General features: G+C 68.6%; 19 protein-coding genes and 1 other RNA gene. 11 read left to right on the top strand and 9 right to left on the bottom strand.

All coding sequences use genetic code 11. From position 1 onward, the window contains the following. Positions 1 to 16: 16 nt before the first annotated feature. The 3 genes from CWC60_RS02570 to tkt are packed head-to-tail and all read right to left on the bottom strand — an operon-like array spanning position 17 to position 4,204. The gene (locus CWC60_RS02570; protein WP_109792499.1) at positions 17 to 1,210 is read right to left on the bottom strand and encodes a phosphoglycerate kinase; all 1,194 of its coding nucleotides are present in this window, start codon (positions 1,208 to 1,210) and stop codon (positions 17 to 19) included. A gap of 15 nt (positions 1,211 to 1,225) precedes the next feature. After that, entirely contained in the window at positions 1,226 to 2,233 is a 1,008-nt protein-coding gene (gene gap, locus CWC60_RS02565) for a type I glyceraldehyde-3-phosphate dehydrogenase (RefSeq protein WP_109792498.1), read from the bottom strand. Positions 2,234 to 2,251: 18 nt separating this feature from the next. Then, entirely contained in the window at positions 2,252 to 4,204 is a 1,953-nt protein-coding gene (gene tkt, locus CWC60_RS02560; RefSeq protein WP_420891144.1) for a transketolase, read from the bottom strand. 326 nt (positions 4,205 to 4,530) lie between these two features. Here tkt and CWC60_RS02555 point away from each other — a divergent pair, with 326 nt between their 5' ends. From CWC60_RS02555 to ggt, 4 genes are all read left to right on the top strand, one after another. Beyond that, entirely contained in the window at positions 4,531 to 4,830 is a 300-nt protein-coding gene (locus CWC60_RS02555; protein ID WP_109792496.1) for a hypothetical protein, read from the top strand. A gap of 4 nt (positions 4,831 to 4,834) precedes the next feature. Then, positions 4,835 to 5,164: a cell division protein ZapA gene (locus tag CWC60_RS02550; protein ID WP_109792495.1), complete on the top strand. Its 330-nt coding sequence runs from the start codon at positions 4,835 to 4,837 to the stop codon at positions 5,162 to 5,164. A gap of 46 nt (positions 5,165 to 5,210) precedes the next feature. After that, positions 5,211 to 5,371: non-coding RNA, 6S RNA (gene ssrS, locus CWC60_RS02545), on the top strand. An 88-nt stretch (positions 5,372 to 5,459) separates the two neighbouring features. Continuing rightward, positions 5,460 to 7,136, top strand: coding sequence for a gamma-glutamyltransferase (ggt, locus tag CWC60_RS02540; protein ID WP_109792494.1), 1,677 nt, complete (start codon positions 5,460 to 5,462; stop codon positions 7,134 to 7,136). Positions 7,137 to 7,265: 129 nt separating this feature from the next. On the opposite strand, the gene CWC60_RS02535 is transcribed toward ggt, so the two are convergent. The 4 genes from CWC60_RS02535 to CWC60_RS23445 are packed head-to-tail and all read right to left on the bottom strand — an operon-like array spanning position 7,266 to position 11,014. Beyond that, positions 7,266 to 8,243, bottom strand: coding sequence for an HpcH/HpaI aldolase/citrate lyase family protein (locus CWC60_RS02535; protein WP_109792493.1), 978 nt, complete (start codon positions 8,241 to 8,243; stop codon positions 7,266 to 7,268). A gap of 45 nt (positions 8,244 to 8,288) precedes the next feature. After that, positions 8,289 to 9,227: a site-specific tyrosine recombinase XerD gene (locus tag CWC60_RS02530; protein ID WP_206419735.1), complete on the bottom strand. Its 939-nt coding sequence runs from the start codon at positions 9,225 to 9,227 to the stop codon at positions 8,289 to 8,291. Continuing rightward, positions 9,211 to 10,893, bottom strand: coding sequence for a hypothetical protein (locus tag CWC60_RS02525; RefSeq protein ID WP_109792491.1), 1,683 nt, complete (start codon positions 10,891 to 10,893; stop codon positions 9,211 to 9,213). The genes CWC60_RS02530 and CWC60_RS02525 overlap by 17 nt, the downstream gene beginning before the upstream one ends. Next, positions 10,874 to 11,014 carry a hypothetical protein gene (locus CWC60_RS23445; RefSeq protein WP_164516330.1) on the bottom strand — a complete coding sequence of 47 codons (141 nt, stop codon included), beginning with the start codon at positions 11,012 to 11,014 and terminating at the stop codon, positions 10,874 to 10,876. Before CWC60_RS23445 ends, CWC60_RS02525 begins: the two co-directional genes overlap by 20 nt. 174 nt (positions 11,015 to 11,188) lie before the next feature. On the opposite strand from CWC60_RS23445, the gene CWC60_RS02520 reads away from it, so the two are divergent. The 4 genes from CWC60_RS02520 to CWC60_RS02505 are packed head-to-tail and all read left to right on the top strand — an operon-like array spanning position 11,189 to position 15,017. Then, positions 11,189 to 11,743 (top strand): shikimate kinase, encoded by a 555-nt coding sequence (locus CWC60_RS02520; protein ID WP_109792490.1) that lies wholly within the window; start codon positions 11,189 to 11,191, stop codon positions 11,741 to 11,743. Continuing rightward, a complete protein-coding gene (aroB, locus tag CWC60_RS02515; RefSeq protein ID WP_109792489.1) occupies positions 11,740 to 12,846 on the top strand; it encodes a 3-dehydroquinate synthase in 1,107 nt (368 codons plus the stop codon). Before CWC60_RS02520 ends, aroB begins: the two co-directional genes overlap by 4 nt. 2 nt (positions 12,847 to 12,848) lie before the next feature. Continuing rightward, complete coding sequence (locus CWC60_RS02510) at positions 12,849 to 14,120, top strand: HlyC/CorC family transporter (protein WP_109792488.1); 1,272 nt, start codon at positions 12,849 to 12,851, stop codon at positions 14,118 to 14,120. Positions 14,121 to 14,132: 12 nt separating this feature from the next. Then, entirely contained in the window at positions 14,133 to 15,017 is an 885-nt protein-coding gene (locus tag CWC60_RS02505) for an AEC family transporter (RefSeq protein WP_109792487.1), read from the top strand. 4 nt (positions 15,018 to 15,021) lie between these two features. On the opposite strand, the gene CWC60_RS02500 is transcribed toward CWC60_RS02505, so the two are convergent. Together CWC60_RS02500 and CWC60_RS02495 are read right to left on the bottom strand one after the other, a co-directional pair. Further along, positions 15,022 to 16,506: a cobyric acid synthase gene (locus CWC60_RS02500; protein WP_109792486.1), complete on the bottom strand. Its 1,485-nt coding sequence runs from the start codon at positions 16,504 to 16,506 to the stop codon at positions 15,022 to 15,024. Positions 16,507 to 16,553: 47 nt separating this feature from the next. Then, the gene (locus CWC60_RS02495) at positions 16,554 to 17,240 is read right to left on the bottom strand and encodes a response regulator transcription factor (RefSeq protein WP_109792605.1); all 687 of its coding nucleotides are present in this window, start codon (positions 17,238 to 17,240) and stop codon (positions 16,554 to 16,556) included. A gap of 305 nt (positions 17,241 to 17,545) precedes the next feature. Here CWC60_RS02495 and ribA point away from each other — a divergent pair, with 305 nt between their 5' ends. The 3 genes from ribA to CWC60_RS02485 all read left to right on the top strand — a co-directional run bounded on the left by ribA (position 17,546) and on the right by CWC60_RS02485 (position 20,932). Continuing rightward, entirely contained in the window at positions 17,546 to 18,619 is a 1,074-nt protein-coding gene (gene ribA / locus CWC60_RS02490) for a GTP cyclohydrolase II (protein ID WP_206419733.1), read from the top strand. A gap of 112 nt (positions 18,620 to 18,731) precedes the next feature. Next, entirely contained in the window at positions 18,732 to 19,178 is a 447-nt protein-coding gene (locus CWC60_RS23440; protein WP_164516329.1) for a hypothetical protein, read from the top strand. A 302-nt stretch (positions 19,179 to 19,480) separates the two neighbouring features. Further along, complete coding sequence (locus tag CWC60_RS02485) at positions 19,481 to 20,932, top strand: DegQ family serine endoprotease (protein WP_109792484.1); 1,452 nt, start codon at positions 19,481 to 19,483, stop codon at positions 20,930 to 20,932. Positions 20,933 to 21,051: the final 119 nt, after the last annotated feature.

Below are 21,051 nucleotides of genomic sequence, written 5' to 3'. Positions count from 1 at the left end.
TCTTGCTCCCGCTCGGTCATCGTTGAAGGACGGCGACGCCCGGAAGGACCTTCCCCTCGATCCATTCCAGAAACGCGCCGCCGGCAGTGGATACATACGAGAAATCGGCGGTCGCGTCAGCGTGGTTCAGCGCCGCAACAGTGTCGCCGCCGCCGGCGACGGAATTGAGTTTGCCGGCCTTCGTCAGGCGCGCCGCCGCCCGTGCGATCTCGACCGTCGCCCGGTCGAAGGGCGGCGTCTCGAAGGCGCCCATCGGGCCGTTCCACATCAGGGTACGGCAGTTTTCCAGCCGGGCGACGGTCTGGGCGATGCTCTTCGGCCCGACGTCCAGGATCATGCGGTCGGCCGGCACCGCCGCGATGTCGACGATATCCGAATCGACATCCGCCGCCAGCTTGTCGGCCACCACCGCATCCAGCGGCAGCAGAATCTCGCAGCCCCGGTTCTCGGCCGCGAACATGATCCGCTGGGCGGTGGCGACCAGATCCGGCTCGGCGAGCGACCGGCCCACCTCGAAGCCGCGGGCCAGCAGGAAGGTGTTGGCCATGGCCCCGCCGATGATCAGCAGGTCGACACTGCCCGAGAGGTTCTCCAGGACGTCCAGCTTTGTGGATACCTTGGCCCCGCCGACCAGCGCCGCCGCCGGGCGCTCGGGGTCGCCCAGCGCGCTCTCCAGAGCGGTCAGCTCCGCCTCCATGCAGCGTCCCGCCACCGTCTCAAGCCGCCGCGCCAGGCCCTCCGTCGAGACATGGGCGCGGTGCGCACAGGAAAAGGCGTCGGCGACGAAGGCGTCGCCCAGCGCCGCCATCCGGTCGGCCAGATCGCTGTCGTTCTTTTCCTCGCCGGCGTGGAAGCGGGTGTTTTCCAGCAGCAGCACGTCGCTGTCGTTCATCGCCGCGATGGCCTTCTCCGCGGGCTCGCCCACGCAGTCTGCAGCGAATGCGACCGGGCGGCCCAGGCGTTCGCTTACCGCGGCAGCGACCGGCTCCAGCGACAGTTCCGGTTTCCGCTCCCCCTTCGGGCGGCCGAAATGGGCGAGAAGTATGACCTTCGCGCCCTTGTCGGAGAGTTCCCGGATCGTTGGCAGAACGCGGTCGATCCGCGTGTGGTCGCTGACCCGGCCGTCACGGACGGGTACGTTCAGGTCGACGCGTACCAGCACGCGCCGGCCCGCCGCGTTGAGGTCATCGAGCGTGCGGAACCGGCTCATGCGATGGCCCTCCGCTCAGATCAGACGGCCCATGGCGACCGCGGTGTCGCCCATGCGGTTGGAGAAGCCCCACTCGTTGTCGTACCAGCTCAGCACGCGCACGAAGGTGCCGTCGATGACCTGCGTCTGGGTCAGGTCGAAGGTCGAACTGGCCGGCGAGTGATTGAAGTCGACCGAGACCAGCGGCTCGTCATTGACGTCGAGCACGCCCTTCAGCCGGCCTTCCGATGCCTGCTTCATGGCCTCGTTGATCTCCTCGGCGGTGGTCTTGCGCGAGGCCTGGAAGGTCAGGTCGATCAGCGAGACGTTGTTCGTCGGCACGCGAATCGCCGTGCCGTCCAGCTTGCCCGCCAGTTCCGGCAGCACGAGCCCGACGGCCTTGGCCGCGCCGGTGGAGGTCGGAATCATCGAGGATGCGGCGGCGCGGGCGCGGCGCAGGTCGCTGTGCAGGGTATCCACCGTCCGCTGGTCGCCGGTATAGGCATGGATGGTGGTCATGAAGCCGCTTTCGATGCCGATCGAATCGTTCAGCACCTGCGCCACCGGCGCCAGGCAGTTGGTGGTGCAGGAGGCGTTGGAAACCACCTCGTGGCCGCTCTCCAGCTTGTCGTGGTTGACGCCGTAGACGACCGTGAGGTCGGCGCCCGAAGCCGGGGCCGAGACCAGCACGCGCTTTGCGCCCGCCTGCAGGTGGGCCGACGCCTTCTCCTTCGAGGCGAACAGGCCGGTGCACTCCAGCGCGATGTCGACGCCCATGTCGCCCCAGGGCAGCTTGGCCGGATCGCGCTCGGCCAGCACCCTGATCTCGCCCTTGCCGTAGTCCATGCCGCTGTCAGTGGTGGTCACCTTCATCGGAAAGCGGCCGTGCACGGTGTCGTAGCGCAACAGATGGGCGTTCGCCTCGATCGAGCCGAGATCGTTGATGGCGACGACCTGGATGTCGTTGCGGCCCGATTCGGCAAGGGCGCGCAGAACCAGGCGGCCGATGCGGCCGAATCCGTTGATGGCGACACGTAGCGTCATTCTTCTTTTCCTTCCTGACTAGCCGAGCCGCCCCTTGGCGGCCTCCGCGATCGCGGCGGGGGTGATGCCGAAATGTTCGTAGAGCTGCTCGGCGGGCGCCGAGGCGCCGAAGCCGGTCATGCCGACGAAGCCGCCATTCTCCCCGACATAGCGTTCCCAGCCGAAGGGGGAAGCGGCTTCCACCGCGATGCGTACCGTCCCGGGCCTGAGCGTCTGGTTGCGGTAGTCCTCGTCCTGCGCATCGAAGATCTCGCGGCAGGGCATGGAAACGACTGCGGTCGGGATGTTGTCGGCCTGGAGCTGCTTGCGCGCCGCCAGCGCCAGCGCGACTTCTGTCCCTGTCGCGATCAGCGTGACTTTCGCCTCGCCTGCGGCCTCCTTGAGGATATAGCCGCCGCGGGCGGAGAGATCCTTTGCTTCCGCGCGCACCTGCGGCGTGCCCTGGCGGGAGAGCGCGAGCACCGAGGGGCCCGAATCGTGCGACAGCGCCAGCCGCCAGCACTCGGCCGTCTCCACCGCGTCGGCCGGACGGAAGACGCGCACGTTCGGGATCGCGCGCAGCGCGGCGAGATGCTCGACCGGCTGGTGCGTCGGACCGTCCTCGCCCAGGCCGATGGAATCATGGGTCATCACGTAGATCACCCGCTGACCCATCAGCGCCGAAAGGCGAATCGACGGGCGGCAGTAATCGCTGAAGACCAGGAAAGTGCCGCCGTAGGGGATGACGCCGCCATGGAGCGCCATGCCGTTCATCGCCGCGGCCATGCCGTGTTCGCGCACGCCGTAGTAGATGTAGGAACCCGCGAAGTCGCCCGGCGTCACCGCCGTCATGGTGCCGGTCCTGGTCAGGTTCGAACCGGTCAGGTCGGCCGAACCGCCGACCATTTCGGGCAGCGCCGGCTGCAGCGCCTCGATGGCCATCTGGGAGGCCTTGCGCGTCGCCACGTTCGGCTTGTCCTGCAGCAGCTTGGCGATATGCGCCTCGATCCCGGCCTCCCAGCCGTCGGGCAGGCGGCCCGACATGATGCGCTTGAAGGTCTCGTGGCGGTCCTGGTCGATCTCCGCCAGGCGCACGTCCCAGGCCGCCGAGCGGGAGGCGCCGCGGGCGCCGACCAGCCGCCAGGCGTCGAGCACGTCGTCGGGCACCTCGAAGGGCGCGGAAGGCCAGCCGAGCTTCTCGCGCGCCGCCTGAATCTCCTCATCGCCCAGCGGGGCGCCATGGGTGGCTGCCGTGCCCTGCTTGTTGGGGGCGCCGTAGCCGATGATGGTCTTGCAGGCGATCAGCGAGGGCCGGGGCTCGTTGCGGGCCGCCTCGATCGCGTCGGCGACCGCCTTGTGGTCGTGCCCGTCGCAGTCGAGCACGTGCCAGCCGTGGGCGGCGAAGCGCGCCATCTGGTTGTCGGAACAGGTGAGGTCGACCGAGCCGTCGATGGAAATGCTGTTGTCGTCGAAGAGAACGACCAGCTTGCCCAGCTTCAGGTGGCCGGCGAGGCTGGCCGCCTCGTGGCTGATGCCTTCCATCAGGCAGCCGTCGCCGGCGATCACGTAAGTGAAGTGATCGACCACCGTATCGCCGAAGCGCGCGTTCAGGATGCGCTCCGCCAGCGCCATGCCGACGGCGTTGCCCAGGCCCTGGCCCAGCGGACCGGTGGTGGTCTCGACGCCGGCGGCGTGGCCGTATTCGGGATGGCCGGCGGTGCGGGAGCCGAACTGGCGGAAGCTCTTCAGCTCGTCGATGGTCATGTCCGCGTAGCCCGTCAGGTAGAGCAGCGAATAGAGCAGCATCGAGCCATGACCGGCGCTCAGCACGAAGCGGTCGCGGTCCGGCCAGTCGGGCCGGCGCGGATCGAACGCCAGGTACTTGCTGAAAAGCACCGTCGCTACGTCGGCCATGCCCATGGGCATGCCGGGATGGCCGGAGTTCGCCTTCTGGACAGCGTCCATCGACAAGGCTCGGATGGCGTTCGCCATCTCGCGCGGATCAACATTCATACGTTCTGGGCCTCGGCGCTTCTGGACGGCATGTCCGACGAACCTTCACGCCCGGCCGGAACGCCTCGCTGGTGAAATGACGTTCGCTGCCGGGCACAAGATGCCCGGGCCGCCCGCTGACTGGCGCGACCCGAAAGCGGCGGCAAAATGCCGGGCGGTCGTTCGGGCGTCAACCACGGCGAACCCGAATTCGCCAAAACCGGAACGGCCGGTGCGGGAGCTTGTTGACGGCAAATCAGGCTTGTTTCTATGGTAACGTGTTAGCAGCGGCGGCTAACGCCATGCAGGACCGATGATAATTGTCCATGAATGACCTCAGGCCCCGGAATTCGGACCCGTGGGAGCGCATCGCCTCAGCCATCGAGCGTCTGGAACAGGCCGGCTCGGCGGACGTTGTGCGTCGAACAGCCGCAGAATCTTCCGACGGCGACGCGCGTGCGCGGCTGGCCGCCGAGGTCGAAGCGCTGAAGGGCGACAATGCCGAATTGCGGGACCGTCTGGCGGAGCGCGAGGCCACGGTCGAGCGGCTCCGGCGGGAGGCCGCGCGCATGGCCGGGCAGGTGGATCGCGCGCTCGAGCAGCTTTCCCTGATCGAGAAGGGCTGAGCCGATGCCGCACGTGACCGTTTCCATCAACGGCCGGGACCATGTCATCGGCTGTGGCGAGGGTGAGGAGGATCGCGTCCGTCAACTCGCCGCCTTCGTCGACAAGCGCGCCACGGAACTGGTCGACGGCGGGATGAAGGTGCCGGACGCGCGGCTGATGATGATGACAGCGCTGATGATCGCCGACGAACTCGCGACCGCCTATGAGGAACTGGACGCCGCGCGCGCCGGCGGCGGATCGGACGGCGAAGCGAATGACGGCCGGGCCCGGGAGATCGCGGATCGGCTGGAGGCGCTGGCCGAGCGCATGGAATCTTTTTCCTCCACCGGCTGAGAGCACTCGCACTTTCCGCGATTCGCACTACATTGGCGGCTCGGGCGGACCACTGCGGGGTTCGTCAGACCAGCGAAGCCCCTGGGCCAATGAAGTCCTCTAGGGAGCTGTCACTGTCCGGGGCCGTGGTCCCGGACACAACGGCGCCCACCTGGTTAGCCAGGCCACAGAGGTGCTTGCATATGTCGACGGCTTTCGCGGGGCCGCCCGAACCGATCTGCTTCGGTTTTTCCCTCCGCGGCGGCCGAGCCTGCGCCTGGCCCGGATCCGGCCGGCGAATTCGGTGGAGGGAGCCATGATCCGCATTCTGATAATCACCGTTGCCCTGCTGGCCGCCCTCGGATCGGTCAGGGCGGAGACGCGCCCGCCCATGGTGGCTGCAGCGCACCCGCTGGCTGCCGAAGCCGGCATGGCGGTGCTGCGCGACGGCGGCTCGGCGGTGGATGCAGCGATCGCCGTGCAGGCGGTGCTGACCCTGGTCGAGCCGCAATCGTCGGGCATCGGCGGCGGCGCCTTCATGCTGCACTGGCGCGCCGAAAGCGGCCGGCTGGAGGCCTATGACGGCCGCGAAACGGCGCCGGCGGCCGCCACGGCGGCCCTTTTCCTGAACGACGACGGCACGCCGCTGGACTTCTTCGAGGCGGTGGTCGGCGGCCGCTCGGTCGGCGCCCCCGGCGTGCTGCGCATGCTCGAGCTGGCGCACGCGGATCACGGCAGGCTCGAATGGGCGCGGCTGTTCGAAGACGCCATCCGCCTGTCGCGCGACGGTTTCGAAGTGACGCCCAGGCTGCACTACCTGCTGGACCGCGACCGCTACCTCAAGGCCTCGCCGACCGCGGCGCCGTACTTCTACGATGCAGACGGCGCGGCCTGGCCCGTCGGCCACGTACTGCGGAACCCGGCGCTGGCCGAGACGCTGTCACTTGTCGCCGAGGGCGGGGCCGACGCCCTGCACGAAGGCCCGGTCGCCGCCGACATCGTCGCCGCGGTTCGTGGCCATGCGGACAATCCGGGGCTGTTGAGCGAAGCGGATCTGGCGGGCTACGCGGCGAAACGGCGGCCGCCGGTCTGCATGCCATACCGCGCGCATCGGGTCTGCGGCATGCCGCCGCCGACCTCGGGCGGCGTCGCGGTGGCGCAGATCCTCGGCATGCTCAGCCGATTCGACCTGGGCAGCGCCGGACCAGCGCCGGTGCTGGTCCACCTGGTCGCCGAGGCGGAGAAGCGCGCCTATGCCGACCGCGCCCGGTTCCTGGCCGACAGCGATTTCGTCGATGTTCCCGTGGCCGAACTGCTCGATCCCGACTACCTCGCCCGCCGCGCCGCGGAGATCGATGTGACGGTGGCTTCGGGCGACGCGGCTCCCGGCCTGCCCCGGCAGCGGGGGTTGCGCGACGGCGATGATCTGACGCAGCCGGCGACGACGCACTTCGTCATCGCGGACGCGGCGGGCAACGTGGTTTCGATGACGTCGTCGGTGGAGAACGCCTTCGGATCGCGGATATTCGTGCGCGGCTTCCTGCTCAACAACCAGCTCACGGATTTCTCCTTTGCGCCCGAGGACGCGGACGGGCTGGCCGTCGCCAACCGCGTCGAGCCCGGCAAACGCCCGCGCAGCTCCATGTCGCCGACCATCGTGCTGGATCGGGAAGGCGGCTTCCGCCTGGCCATCGGCTCGCCGGGCGGCAGCCGCATCATCGGCTATGTGGCCCGGACCCTGATCGGCGTGCTCGATCTTGGCCTGACGGTGCAGCAGGCAATCGACCTGCCCAACTTCGTCAACCGCAATGGGGCGACCGACCTGGAAGATGTGGCCGAGGTCGAAGACATGCGGCGCGCGTTGGAGGCCATGGGCCACGTGGTGAACGTGCGCGGCCTCAACAGCGGCCTGCACGGCATCGAGCAGGTAGAGGGGGCCTGGCGCGGCGGCGCCGATCCCCGCCGCGAGGGCGTCGTGCTGGGCACGGAGTAGGGTGCGCCGCGGGTACGCCGATCCTCTGAAAGCGAAAATCCCCCACCCGGATCAGCTGCGCGGATCCACCCTCCCCCTTGGCAAGGGGGGAGGGAAAGGGATGGGGATCGTCTCGAGTTCCGGCGGCCGTCAGCCGCCGGAGATCAGCTCCGCCTGCTTGACCATGGCCTCGGCCTGCTTGATCGAGGCGATGTCGATCAGCCTGCCGTCGAGCGCCACGGCGCCGCGGCCTTCCTTCTGGGCCTGCTCCATGGCGGCGAGGATGCGCCGGGCCTTCTCGACTTCCTTCTCGGACGGGGTGAAGACCTCGTTGGCGATGGCGATCTGCTTGGGATGGATCGCCCACTTGCCCTCGCAGCCCAGGATCGCGGCGCGCTGCGCCTGGGCGCGATAGCCGTCCGGATCGGAGAAGTCGCCGAAGGGACCGTCGATCGGCCGGAGGCCGTTGGCGCGGGCGGCGACCACCATGCGGGCGATGGCGTAGTGCCACATGTCGCCCCAGTGATAGTCGCGCTTGCCGGCGTCGTCGGCGTCGGTCAGCACGCCATAGTTCGGGTTCGGGCCGCCGATGGAAGTGGTGCGCGCCTTGGTCGAGGCGGCGTAGTCGGCGACGCCGAAGTGCAGCGATTCGTTGCGCGGGCTGGCGGCGGCGATCTCGTCGACATTGGCCATGCCCAGCGCGGTCTCGATGATCATCTCGAAGCCGATGCGCTTCTTGCGGCCCTTGGCGGCCTCGATCTGGGTGACCAGCATGTCGACGGCGTAGATGTCGGCCGCTGTGCCGGCCTTCGGGATCATGATCAGGTCGAGCCGCTCGCCGGTCTGCTCCAGCACGTCGACGACATCGCGGTACATGTAATGGGTGTCGAGGCCGTTGATGCGCAGCGACATCGTCTTGTTGCCCCAGTCGATGTCGTTGAGTCCCTCGATGATGTTCTTGCGCGCCTGCGGCTTGTCATCGGGCGCGACCGCGTCCTCCAGGTCGAGAAAGATGACGTCGGCATCTGACTTTGCGGCTTTTTCGAACATCTGCGGCGAGGAGCCGGGCACGGAAAGCTCGCAGCGATTCAGGCGCGGCGTGGTCTGTTCGACGATCTTGAAGCTCATCGCAATTCCCCCTGGAAGAAAGTTCTCCCGGCTATAGACCGTGGCTCAGCGCCGGGCAAGCGGATGCGCGCCTCGAACCAGGTCCGTCAGACGCTCGTCCTGCACGTGTGTATAGATCTGCGTGGTCGAGATGTCGGCGTGGCCCAGCAGCTTCTGGAGACTGCGCAGGTCCGCGCCGCCGGCCAGCAGGTGGCTGGCGAAGGCATGGCGCAGGACGTGCGGCGAGACGCGCGCCGGGCGGATGCCGGCCGTCCCGGCCAGCTTCTTCAGTTCCAGCGCGAAGTGCTGACGGGTCAGGTGGCCCGCCGCGCCGCGCGACGGAAACAGCCAGTCCGACGGCCGTCCGCCCGTCAGGAAGCGGGCACGGACCGCGAGATAATCCGCCAGCGCCGCCAGCGCCTCAGGGCTCATGGGCGCCAGCCGCTCCTTGCCGCCCTTGCCGCGCACCATCAGGAAACGGCCGTCGCCGCTGAGCGTCGGGTGGGGCAGGGTGAGCAGTTCGCTGACCCGCAGCCCGGCGGCGTAGAGAATCTCGATCAGGCAGATCAGGCGCACGCCGCGATGATCGCGCCGGGCGCGCGCCGCCGCGATCAGCCGGCCGATCTCCTCCACCGAGAGCGTCTTCGGCAGGGACCGGCCGCGCTTCGGCGCGTCGAGGGCAAGGGCCGGATTGTCGGCCCGCAGCCCCTCGGCCAGCAGGAAGGCGTAGAGCCGGCGCGCCGAGGAGGTGCGGCGGGCCTGGGTCGCCGCCGCCAGACCCTGACGCGAGAGATGACCGAGCCAGGCCCGGAGCGCCTCCGTGTCCGCGTCCGCGATGGCGCGTCCGCGCCCGGCGAGCCAGCCGGCGAGCCCGTCCAGATCGCGGCGGTAGGCGGCGATGGTATTGGCTGCGGCGTTGCGCTCGGCCGTCATCATGTCGAGAAACAACTCGATCAGCCGGGCATCGTCCGGCCGCGGCGCAGGGAGGTCAGTCCCCCTGGGCAATGACCGCCTCGATCGCCAACTGCCGCGCTTCCGCCTGCAGACCGGCGCGGCGCAGGACGCCGGTGATGGTCGACAGGGTGACGGGATCCAGTTCGCCGGCGCTGTCGGTTCCGGTCAGCGCCAGCGCGGCCAGCAGGGCCACGCCCGTCGCGCCGTTGCCCGAGGCCATGACGAGTTGCCGCCACAATGCCGGTTCGTCGACGCCGGCGACAGCTTGCATGTCCCCGGCGAGGAGGTCGGCCCAGAGGTCCGCATCCGCCGGCCGGCCCAGTGCGTCCAGCGCCATCAGCACCCTGAGCGCGCGCGTCCTGCCTTGCGGCTGGTCGGTGGTCACCGACCACCATACGCGCAGCTTGCGCGTATCCGTGCCGGTCAGCCCGGCCACCTGCGCCAGCGGGAGGAAAGCCGTGTTGGCCTGGACCAGATCGCCGCCGCCGCTGCTGGCGCCGCGGTCGAGGATGCGCATCCAGGCTTCGGCGCGCTCGTAGCCGCCGTTCAGCAGCGACATGCGGATCGCCGCCGGCGCCAGGAAGGCGACGGCCGAACCGGGCTCCAGGCGCTGGAGAATGCCCTGAGCGTAGCCGGCGGCCAGGTCGTGGTCGCCGGATTTGGCGGCGCGGCTCCAGAGCTCGTTCAGCGCCTCGGCGCGGCCCGCCGTCTCCTGCGTGACCATCGCCGAGACCACGGGCTCGCGATAGGGGCTGGGCGAATCGGCGGCGCCCTCCATGTCGTAGACCAGCATCACCACAGACGGCGCCAGCCCCGCTTGGGCGACCGCGCGTTCGCCGGCTGCAATCCGCGTTGCCGGATCGTGTCCGGAGCCCGACGCGACGATGGCGGCCAGATAGGGGGGCAGGTTCTCGGCCCGGGTCAGGGTTGCCGAGGGCGCGGCCTGCAGCATCGCCAGATGCAGCGCCCGCATCGACGGGTCAGCCTCGACGGTGACGGGGGTCTCGTCGGCGACGGCGTCGGCCAGGTCGCGGAAGATTGTGTCCGGGTCGCCGGACTCGGCGATCAGCGAACGCATCAGTTCCGCGTCGGCGCGGCGGTCGGCCCGCAAGTCGCAGAAGACGGAAGCCCGCTGCCAGTAACCGCTGCCGCCGGCGCGGACGGCCACCTGAACGGTGTCGCAGGCGCTGTCGACCTCGCCCAGTGCGAACTGCGCTTCCGCCAGAATTTCCGCCACCTCCGGCTCGGAGATGCCGCCGCCGGCCGCCTCGGCCAGGGCCACGACGCTCTGCGCCTGGCCCATGGTCAGCAAACGCTCCATTCTGAGGGCCAGCAGTTCCGCGTCGGATATCCCGCCAGCCGGCATGCGGCCCGTCGACAGCAGAAGCCGCCGCGCCAGATCCCGGGCTGTGGCCGAGCGGTAATAGGGCGGCAGGCGGCGCAGCAGCGCCGCAACGGTTGCGCGGTCGGCGCCGTTCCAGAGATCCTCCGGCAGGCCGCTTTCGCCGGGGCCAAGCAGCCCGACGGACGCGCGTCCGGGCGCCTCCAGGCGGTCGACGCGGACGTCCGACTCCCTGACGGGGCCGGGACGCTCCGACGGGGCGGCGTCCGGCACCAGGCTGCGTGGGGGGTTCTGCGCGGCTGCACCGGCGACGGCCAGCAGGATGGCCGCGGCGGCGGCCAGGCCGAGGCCGGCCCTAGCGCGAGAAACGGTCATTGGGCACCACCTTGCGGACTTCCTTGGTGGGCGGCGGGATGTCCCAGGTCGCGACGAAAATCGCGCCGCCGGCGACAAGCGCCACGACAAGGACGACAATGATGAGTAGAAAGCGGCGCATGGTTCGGCGGAATTTCCCTGAGCTACGACAACGGGTTTACCAGTCCGGCCTCGCCGTCCGAGATTGCCGGCGTACGGCAACCTGTAGAATATGAAGCGGACGCGAAAAGTCTATCGGCCATGTGTGGCGCATTCAAATCCGCGCACTGGCCGGCGGGAGAAAGGAAGCTTGTCGATGCCCAATGCGGGCGCGGCGCCGATGCCGGAACAGACGCGGGAGCCTTCGCTGGTGCTCGTCGGACTGATGGGCGCGGGCAAGAGCACGGTCGGCCGCCGCCTGGCGCAGCGGCTGTCGCGGCGGTTCGTGGACGCCGACGACGAGATCGAGCGCGCCGCCGGCATGTCCATTCCGGAGATCTTCGAGCGCTTCGGCGAGGCGCATTTCCGCGATGGCGAACGCCGCGTGCTGGCGCGGCTGCTGGATCAGGACGGCATCATCATCGCCACCGGCGGCGGCGCCTTCATGCATCCTGAGACCCGGCGGATGATTCGCGACCGCGCCCGCTCGATCTGGCTCAAGGCGGATCTGGATACGCTGGTGCGGCGTTGCGCGCGGCGCGCCGACCGGCCGCTGCTGAAGGGGAGCAGCGCGCGCGAGACGCTGGGCCGGCTGATGGAGGAGCGCTACCCGGTCTATGCCGAGGCGGATTTCACCGTGGAAAGCGGCGGCGACGCCCATGACCTGGTGGTCGACCGAATCATGCAGGTCATCGGAGCCGATCAGCCATGACCCGGACCGTGCGGGTGGATCTCGGGGCCCGGAGCTATGACATCGCCATCGGCGCCGGGCTGCTCGCCGCGGCCGGCGACGCGATGAAGGCTGTCCTGTCCCGGCCGCGCGTCGTCATTGTCACCGACCGGAATGTCGCGGACGCCCATCTGGGGACGGTCGAAGCATCCTGCGTCCGGTCCGGGATCGAGACCGCCGCCATCGTGCTGCCGCCGGGCGAGGCGACCAAGTCCTTCGCCGAACTGGAGCATCTCTGCGGCGCCCTGATCGACCGGCGCGTCGGCCGCGACGACATGATCCTGGCCCTGGGCGGCGGCGTCATCGGCGATCTGGCCGGTTTCGCCGCTTCGATCCTGCGTCGCGGAGTCGATTTCATCCAGGCGCCGACGACGCTGCTGGCCCAGGTCGACAGCTCGGTCGGCGGCAAGACCGCCGTCAACGTCCCCCAGGGCAAGAACCTCATCGGCGCCTTTCACCAGCCCCGCCTGGTGCTGGCGGACGTCGCGGCGCTGGATACGCTGCCGCGGCGCGAAGTGCTGGCCGGTTACGCCGAGGTGGTGAAATACGGCCTGCTGGGCGACCGGGGATTCTTCGACTGGCTGGAGGTCAACGGTCCCGCCCTCATCGAGGGCGACCGGGCGGCGCGGATCGAGGCCGTGGCCCGGAGCTGCCAGGCCAAGGCCCGGATCGTCGCCGCCGACGAGCGCGAGAGCGGGGAGCGGGCATTGCTCAATCTCGGCCACACCTTCGGCCACGCGCTGGAGGCCGAGGGCGGCTATGACGGCACCATCCTGCACGGCGAGGCAGTGGCCATCGGCATGGTCCAGGCCTTCGAGTTGTCGGCGCGGCTCGGGCTCTGCAACGGACAGGATGTCGAGCGCGTGCGCCGCCACTTCACCGCCGTCGGCCTGCCTGTCCGCCCGGCCGACCGGGGTCTGGACGGCGTCCCAGCGGAACGGCTGCTGCATCACATGGCGCAGGACAAGAAGGTCCGCGACGGCCGTCTGACATTCGTACTGGTGCGCGGCATCGGCGAGGCCTTCGTCACCCGTGACGTGGAAGCCCCCGCGGTCAGCGCCTACCTTTCCGGCGAGGCTGCCTGACCATGGACTGGCAAATCATCATCTCCATCGCGGCGATCGTGCTGCTGCTCGTGCTGTCGGGGTTCTTTTCGGGCTCCGAGACGGCGCTGACCGCGGCGTCGCGGGCGCGCATGCATCATCTCGGACGGATGGGCAACAAGCGTGCGGTCCGCGTGAGCAGGCTGGTCGAGCAGAAGGAGAACCTGATCGGCTCCATCCTGCTCGGCAACAATCTGGTCAATATCCTGGCGTCTTCGCTGGCGACCAGCGTGCTGATCGTGCTGGTCGGCGACGCAGCCGTGGCGGTGGCGACCATCGTCATGACTCTGCTGGTTCTGATATTCGCCGAGGTGTTGCCCAAGACCTACGCCATCCGCAACCCGGACGGCTTCGCGCTGGCCGTCGCGCCGGCCGTCGATCTCCTTGTCCGGGTGCTTTCGCCGGCGGTCTATGCGGTCCAGTTCGTGGTTCGCCTGACGCTGCGCGCCCTGGGCGCACACCGGCTGGCGGACAATGACATCTCGGTCGAGGACGAACTGAAGGGGACGATCGAACTGCACGCCCGCGAGGGCACGGTTCGCAAGACCGCCAAGGATATGCTGGGTTCCATCCTGGAACTCGACGACGTCGACGTTTCCGAAGTCATGATGCACCGCCGCCGGGTGGTGACGCTGAACGCCGACAACCCGCCCGAGCAGATCGTCGCCGATGCGCTGGCCAGCAACCACACCCGCATTCCGCTGTGGCGCGGCGAGCAGGAGGAGATCGTCGGCGTCCTCCACGCCAGGGATCTGGCCCGGGAACTGGTGAAGAACGACGGCGATCCATCGAAACTCGACATCGACGAGATCGCCCGGGAGCCCTGGTTCGTGCCCGAAACGACGACCCTGCGCGAGCAACTCAACGCCTTCCGGCGCCGTCACGCGCATTTCGCCCTCGTCATCGACGAATATGGTTCGCTGCAGGGCATCGTGACCCTGGAGGACATTCTCGAGGAGATCGTCGGCGACATCTCCGATGAGCACGATCCGGTCACGGCCGGCATCAAGCCGCTGCCCGACGGCACCTACGAGATCGAGGGTTCGGTCACCATCCGCGATCTCAACCGGCGCTTCGACTGGAATCTGCCCGACGAGGAGGCGACGACCATCGCCGGACTGGTCGTCTACGAAGCGCAGGCGCTGCCCGACAAGGGCCAGATATTCCGTTTCCACGGCTTCACCTTCGAGGTCCTGGAGCGCCGCCGCAACCGCATCAACCGCCTCAGGATCACCCCGCCCGAGAGCGAAGAATAGCGGCCGCCGCGCTTGACTGCCGAACTCGCCGCCATCATTGCGCCTGTCTTCCTCATCGCCGGAATCGGCTTTGTCTGGGGCCGGATGCGGCTGCCCTTCGACACCGCCACGATCACGGCCATCGCCACCAATGTCAGCACGCCGGCGCTGATCCTTGCGACCCTGGCCGGCCTGAAGGTCGGCGCCGGGGCGTTGTCGGAAATGATGCTGGCGGTCGCCCTTACCCTCGTCGGTTTCGGCGTCGCGGGTGGGCTCGCGCTGCTGCTTTTCCGCATGTCGCTCCGGGCTTTCCTGACACCGATGATGATGGCGAATGTCGGCAACATGGGGCTGCCGCTTTGTCTTTTCGCCTTCGGGGAGGAAGGGCTGGCCCTCGGCATTGCCTGTTTCGCGGTCAATGCGGCCTGGCATTTCACCGGCGGCATCGCCCTGGTCTCGGGACGCATGACCTTCCGCACCGTCCTGCGCACGCCCGTGATCCACGCCAGCCTGATCGGCATCGCGCTGATGGCGACGGGCACGGCGCTGCCCGCCTGGCTGCAGAACACGCTGGATGTCCTTGGCGGGATCGCCATCCCGCTGATGCTGATCGCGCTGGGCGTTTCGCTCGCCTCGCTGGAGGCACGCAGTCTTCGCGAGGGCGCGGTTGTGGCCGTGCTGCGCCTGTCGGTCGGACTGTGTGTCGGGTTCGCAGTCGCCGAACTATTGTCGCTGGAAGGCGCGGCGCGCGGCGTCATCCTGATCCAGTCGGCGATGCCGGTCGCGGTCTTCAATTACCTGTTCGCGGCGGCCTACGAGCAACGCCCGGGCGCGGTGGCGGGCTCGGTGCTGATCTCGACCGCCATCTCCTTCCTGACCATGCCGTTCCTGCTGCTGTTCGCCATGGGACGGCTGTAGGCGTCTACAGCCCGGCGATACGGGCGACCGCACCGAAATCGAGATGCGCCTCCAGATGCGCAGCGAGTTCGTCGAGCGTCTGCTCCACCAGGCTGGCGTGGACCAGCGTGTTGTCCGCCTCGGCGCCGAGGCCGGCGAGGAAGGCCCGTCGGAAACCGTCGTCGCCGAACAGCCCGTGGACGTAGCTGCCGAGCACGCGGCCGTCGGCGCTGGCCGCGCCTTCCGGGCGGTCTTCGATCTCCAGCCAGGGCCGCGACCGGTCGGGACCTTCGGTGCGTCCGATATGGATTTCGTAGCCCGAGACCGCCGCCCCGCTCGCCGGGTGGCTGCCCGCCACCGGAACAGTGCGCTTCTCAGCCGTCATCACCGTCGTCACGTCCAGCAGGCCCAGTCCCTCCACCGTCTCGACCGGACCCTCGACGCCTTCGGGATCGGCCACGGTCCGGCCCAGCATCTGATAGCCGCCGCAGAGGCCGAGCACGCGCCCGCCGCGCCGCGCATGGGCCAGGATGTCGATATCCCAGCCCTGGGCGCGCAGATGGCGCAGTTCGCCGGTGGTCGACTTGCAGCCGGGCAGCAGGATCAGGTCCGCATCGCCGGGCAGGGCGCGGCCGGCGGCGACGATCTCCAGGTCGACGCCCGGCTCCGCGGCCAGCGGATCGAGGTCGTCGAAATTGGCGATACGGCTGAAGGCGGGCACGGCGATACGGAACGCGCCCTCGCGCCGGCGCGAACGTCCGGCCAGCTCCATCGCGTCCTCCGCGGGTAGGCGGTCGGCATGGGCGAACCATGGCACCACACCCAGCGCGGGCCAGCCGGTGCGCCGGGCGATCAGGTCGCGGCCGTCATCGAACAGGCTGGAGTCGCCACGGAACTTGTTGACCAGGAAGCCGCGGATGCGCGCCCGTTCGGCCTCCGGAATCAGCGCGTGCGTGCCGACGATCTGCGCGATCACCCCGCCGCGGTCGATGTCACCGGCCAGGACGACCGGGATGTCGGCGGCCTCGGCGAAGCCCATGTTGGCGATGTCGCCGGCGCGAAGGTTGACCTCAGCGGTGCTGCCGGCGCCCTCGACGATCACCAGGTCCGCCTCGGCCGACAGCAGGCGGAAGCTCTCCAGCACCTTCTCCAGCAGTTGCGGCTTCAGCTTCGCGTAGTCGCGGGCGCGTGCGGTCGTCAGCCGCCGGCCCTGGACGACGACCTGCGCCCCGATCTCGCTCTCGGGTTTCAGCAGCACGGGATTCATGTCCACGGTGGGCGGCACGCGACAGGCCAGCGCCTGGGTCGCCTGGGCGCGCCCGATCTCGCCGCCGTCGGCGGTCGCCGCAGCGTTGTTGGACATGTTCTGCGGCTTGAATGGCCGGACCGCAAGACCCCGGTCGGCGAACAGCCGGCACAGGCCGGCCACCAGCATCGACTTGCCGACGCTGGAGCCGGTGCCCTGCACCATGATGGCGGCCCTGGCCACGTTCGCGCCCTCCCGAACCATTACCGCTCAGGCGATAGCCGTTGCGGCGCGCCGGGGAAAGCGTTTCGTCAGGGCACCAGCTTGTAGCCGCCGGGTTCGGTCACCAGGATCTGCGCCTCGGACGGCGATGGCTCGATCTTCTGGCGCAGGCGGTAGATGTGGGTTTCCAGCGTGTGCGTCGTCACCCCGGCGTTGTAGCCCCAGACCTCGTGCAGCAGGATATCCCGCCCGACCGCCTTCTCGCCGGCGCGGAACAGGTATTTCAGGATCGAGGTTTCCTTTTCGGTCAGCCGGACCTTCTTCTCCGACTGCTTGTGGACCATCATCTTCTGGGCGGGCCGGAAACTGTAGGGACCGATGGTGAAGACGGCATCTTCGCTCTGCTCGTGCTGGCGGAGCTGTCCGCGGATCCGGGCCAGCAGCACGCCGACCTTGAACGGCTTGGTGATGTAGTCGTTGGCGCCCGATTCCAGCCCCAGGATTTCCTCGGCGTCCGAATCCGCGCCGGTGAGCATGATGATGGGCATCTTGAACCCGTTCTTGCGCAATGCCCGGCAGACCTCGCGCCCGTCCGTGTCCGGCAGGCCCACATCCAGCAGGATGAGGTCGAAATGCTCCTGCCGCGTCATTTCGATCCCGGCCTGGCCGGAGCTGGCCTCGCGCGTCTCGAATTCCTCGTGCAGACCCAGCTGTTCGGCCAGCGTCGTGCGCAGCGCCTCGTCGTCGTCGATCAGCAGGATCCTCTTGCCGCCCATCATGGTCCAACCCCTCAGTGTCAAATCAATTCTCGAGACATGAGACAAATCTGATCGGCCAACACGCCGTTCAACCTGTTTCATCGCCACAACGCCGGGCCATCACCAATACGTTACATATTCGATTTCAGGTCACATCAACGTGTGAAGGCAAGTGATCGAAATGTGGCGCCCATTGCGGCGCCGGGCCGGATTGCGCGCGCCGAGCCTTCAAGAAGCGGCGACGACGGAGTATAGCTTCCCGCACCGAACCGGAGGAGAACGCAATTACCCCCGCCCCGCCATCCGAACAGCGCCTTCGCGCCGTGCGCGAGGTCGACCGCGCCGCCGCCGATCTGCGCCGGGGTCTCCCGGTCTGCATCGGGGACAAGGTCTCGGCCGGTGTCGCCGTTTCCGTGGAGACGGCGAGCGCAGCCGATTTCCGGGAGATGACGATGTTCGCCGGCGGTCCGGCGCAGCTGGCGCTGACGGCGCGCCGGGCCAATGTGCTGCATATCCTGCCGTCGGGCCATCCGGTGCAGCTCGTGCCGCTGGACGAGCGGCTGAACCGCGACCTCGCCGCCGAGATCGCCGATCCGGAACACGACCTGAGCGGCGGACTTCGCGGCCCGTTTCCGCAAGTGAAGGACTCGCCGCCCGCCTTCGCCGTCGCCGCGGTGCAGCTCTGCAAGATCGCACGCCTGCTGCCTGCCGCCATCGTCGCCCCCCTCGCCGCCGGTGCGGATCCGGACAGCCACGGTCTGATGACGGTTGCGGCCGGGGCGATCATGGCGCGGGAGGCGGATGCGGCGGCGGAGTTGAAGCGGGTGGCGGCGGCCCGGGTGCCGCTGTGGGACGCGGAGAACACCCGGCTGACCGCGTTCCGGCCCGCTGACGGCGGTCTGGAGCATCTCGCCATCGTCGTTGGCGACCCGCCGCGCGACCGGCCGGTGCTGACCCGGGTGCATTCCGAATGTTTCACGGGCGATCTGCTGGGCTCCATGAAGTGCGATTGCGGCGAGCAGCTTCGCGGCGCGCTGGCGGCGATCGCGGCGGAAGGCGGCGGCATCCTGCTGTACATGGCGCAGGAAGGGCGTGGCATCGGCCTGATCAACAAGCTGCGCGCCTACGCGCTTCAGGACCAGGGTTTCGACACCGTCGACGCCAATCTCAGGGTCGGTTTCGAGACCGACGAACGGCTCTTCGCGCCCGCGGCCGAGATGCTGAAGCGGCTCGGCTTCTCCGCCGTGCGGCTGATGACCAACAATCCGGAAAAGGTCGCGGGTCTGGCCGCCGAGGGTATCGAGGTGGTCGAGCGCGTGCCACACAGCTTTCCCGCCAATCCCCACAACGCCGACTACCTGGCGACGAAGAAAAGCCGCACCGGGCACTTTCTTTAGGCGCCGGCCCGCCGGGGGGTGAATTTTCTGCCGGGCGACCGAATGCCGCGATCGCGGCGGCGGCGGAATTCCGCGGTCCCTCTACTGGCCTGTGCCTTGCTTTCGGACGGTCATGGTCATCTATCCCATGAACATGTTTCCGATGCGGGGCGAGCCGCCGCCGGTATCGCCTGAGCCGGCGGCGCAGCCGGAAGGCGCCGCCGGCGAGAGCCAGCTCGGGTTCTGGGATATTCTGGACGTCGTCAATCCGCTGCAGCATCTGCCGGTAATCGGCGCGATTTACCGCCACTTCACCGGCGACCAGATCAGCGCTCCTGCGCGTATTGCCGGGGGGCTGCTGTTCGGCGGCCCGATCGGCATGGCCGCCTCGGCGGCCGATGTCGGCCTGGAAGCGGTCAGCGGCGACGATCTTGGTGGCCATGTCTTCGCCTTGCTGGACGGGCAGGTTGCGCCGGCCGACGGTCGCGCCCTGGCCGAGCACCGCAGCGCGGCCAGCGCCTATGGCGCACAGGGCGGCGGCGGCGGCGTCGGAGCCTACGAGATCGACATCCCCGCCTGATCTTGCGGAGCGATCTCCTGGACGCGTGAATGCACGTCCGGCCCGATCACGTTGGCGAGAAGCGATTGGCGGTGCGGGTCAACACGCCATATCATTGTCCAATTGGGTCAAGCTGACGCCACAATTGGAAAGCAAACGGGGGCAAGCGCAGGCTTGAAGCACGTGTGGGCCACCCATAAATGCGTTGAAGCCTGTTTCCCCAGATACCCGGCTAGGAGCAATACACAGTGACAACCAATCGCATCGATCGACCCGTCGGGCGCGGGGCCGCTGTCGCGCCCCGTCCGGAGCCCGGCCGGTTGATGAGCTACGGCGTGGCCCTGCTGGTCCTGCTGTCCATGCTGATGGCGGCGACCGCGAGCTTCGCCAAGTCGACGCCGGAGAGCTTCGCGCCGCTGGTCAAGCGGCTGAAGCCGGCCGTCGTCAATATTCAGGTGACCCAGCAGGCCGGCAAGGCGGGCCCGCACGAGGGTTTCGAGATGCCGCAGGTGCCGGAGGGCTCGCCCTTCGAGGAGTTCTTCAAGGACTTTTTCGACCGCCGCCAGGAGCAGGGACCCAACCGTCGGCCGCTGACCTCTGTCGGTTCGGGTTTCGTGATCGACAAGGAAGGTCTGATCGTCACCAACAATCACGTGATCGACGGCGCCGACGAGATCCGCGTGTTCTTCCATGACGGCGAGAGCCTGGACGCGGAGCTGGTGGGCACGGACCCGAAGACCGACGTCGCGCTGCTGCGCGTCCAACCGCCGGAGGGCATGTCGCTGACAGTCGCCGGCTGGGGCGATTCCGACACGGCCGAAGAAGGCGACTGGGTCGTGGCCATCGGCAACCCCCTGGGTCTGGGGGGCACGGTCACCGCCGGCATCGTTTCGGCGCGCGGCCGCGACATCCGCTCCGGACCCTATGACGACTTCATCCAGACAGACGCCTCGATCAACAAGGGCAATTCCGGCGGACCGCTGTTCGACACTGACGGCAAGGTGATTGGCATCAACACCGCGATCTTCTCGCAGACCGGCGGCTCCATCGGCATCGGCTTCGCGGTGCCGGCGAACCTCGCCAAGCCGGTGGTCGAGCAGTTGCTGAAGTTTGGCCGCACCAAGCGCGGCTGGCTGGGCGTCCGCATCCAGACCGTAACAGAGGAACTGGCGGAGGGCCTGGGCATGAAGCAGCCGCGCGGCGCCCTGGTTGCCGGTGTCACCGACGACAGCCCGGCCGGCGCGGCCGGCATCAAGTCGGGCGACGTCATCGTCCAGTTCAACGGCCAGGAGATCGATGAGATGCGTGCGCTGCCGCGCATCGTCGCCGAAACCGCCGTCGGCAAGACCGTGCCGGTGGAGGTCTGGCGCAAGGGCGAACTGCAGACCTTCCAGGTCGAACTCGGTGAACTCGAGCAGGCTGAAAAACAGCTGTCGATGACCGAGCCGTCTGAGCCGCGCGAGGATACCAGCAGCACCGTCGGTTCGCTCGGCCTGACGCTCAGCCCGATCACCGAGGCCCTGGCCCAGGAGTTCGGCATCGAGCGCGAGACCGGCGCGGTGGTCACCGAGGTGAATCCCGATTCGTCGGCGGCCGAGAAGGGCCTGCGCCCGGGCGACGTCATCATCGAGGTGAACCAGGAAGAGGTCACCAACCCCAAGGAGGTTGCCGCCGAGGTCGATGCGGCGGCGAAGAACGAGAACCGCTCCGTCCTTCTGCTGGTGCAGCGGGGCGAGGACCGGCTGTTCATCGCGGTGCGCCTGAACCAGTCCTGAGCCGGCTTTCCGGCCAGTGATCTTCCGGAACCCCCGGCGGCCGACGCCGCCGGGGGTTTTGCGTTTCCGGTCGGATGCGGCAATCGGCGCATCGAAGCGGGGGCGTCCCGGGGCTTAAT

It is taken from the genome of Minwuia thermotolerans, assembly GCF_002924445.1.
In the GTDB taxonomy this organism is placed as follows: domain Bacteria; phylum Pseudomonadota; class Alphaproteobacteria; order Minwuiales; family Minwuiaceae; genus Minwuia; species Minwuia thermotolerans.
Note: the sequence above shows the minus strand (reverse complement) of the source record. Positions and strands in the feature narration are given on the sequence as shown.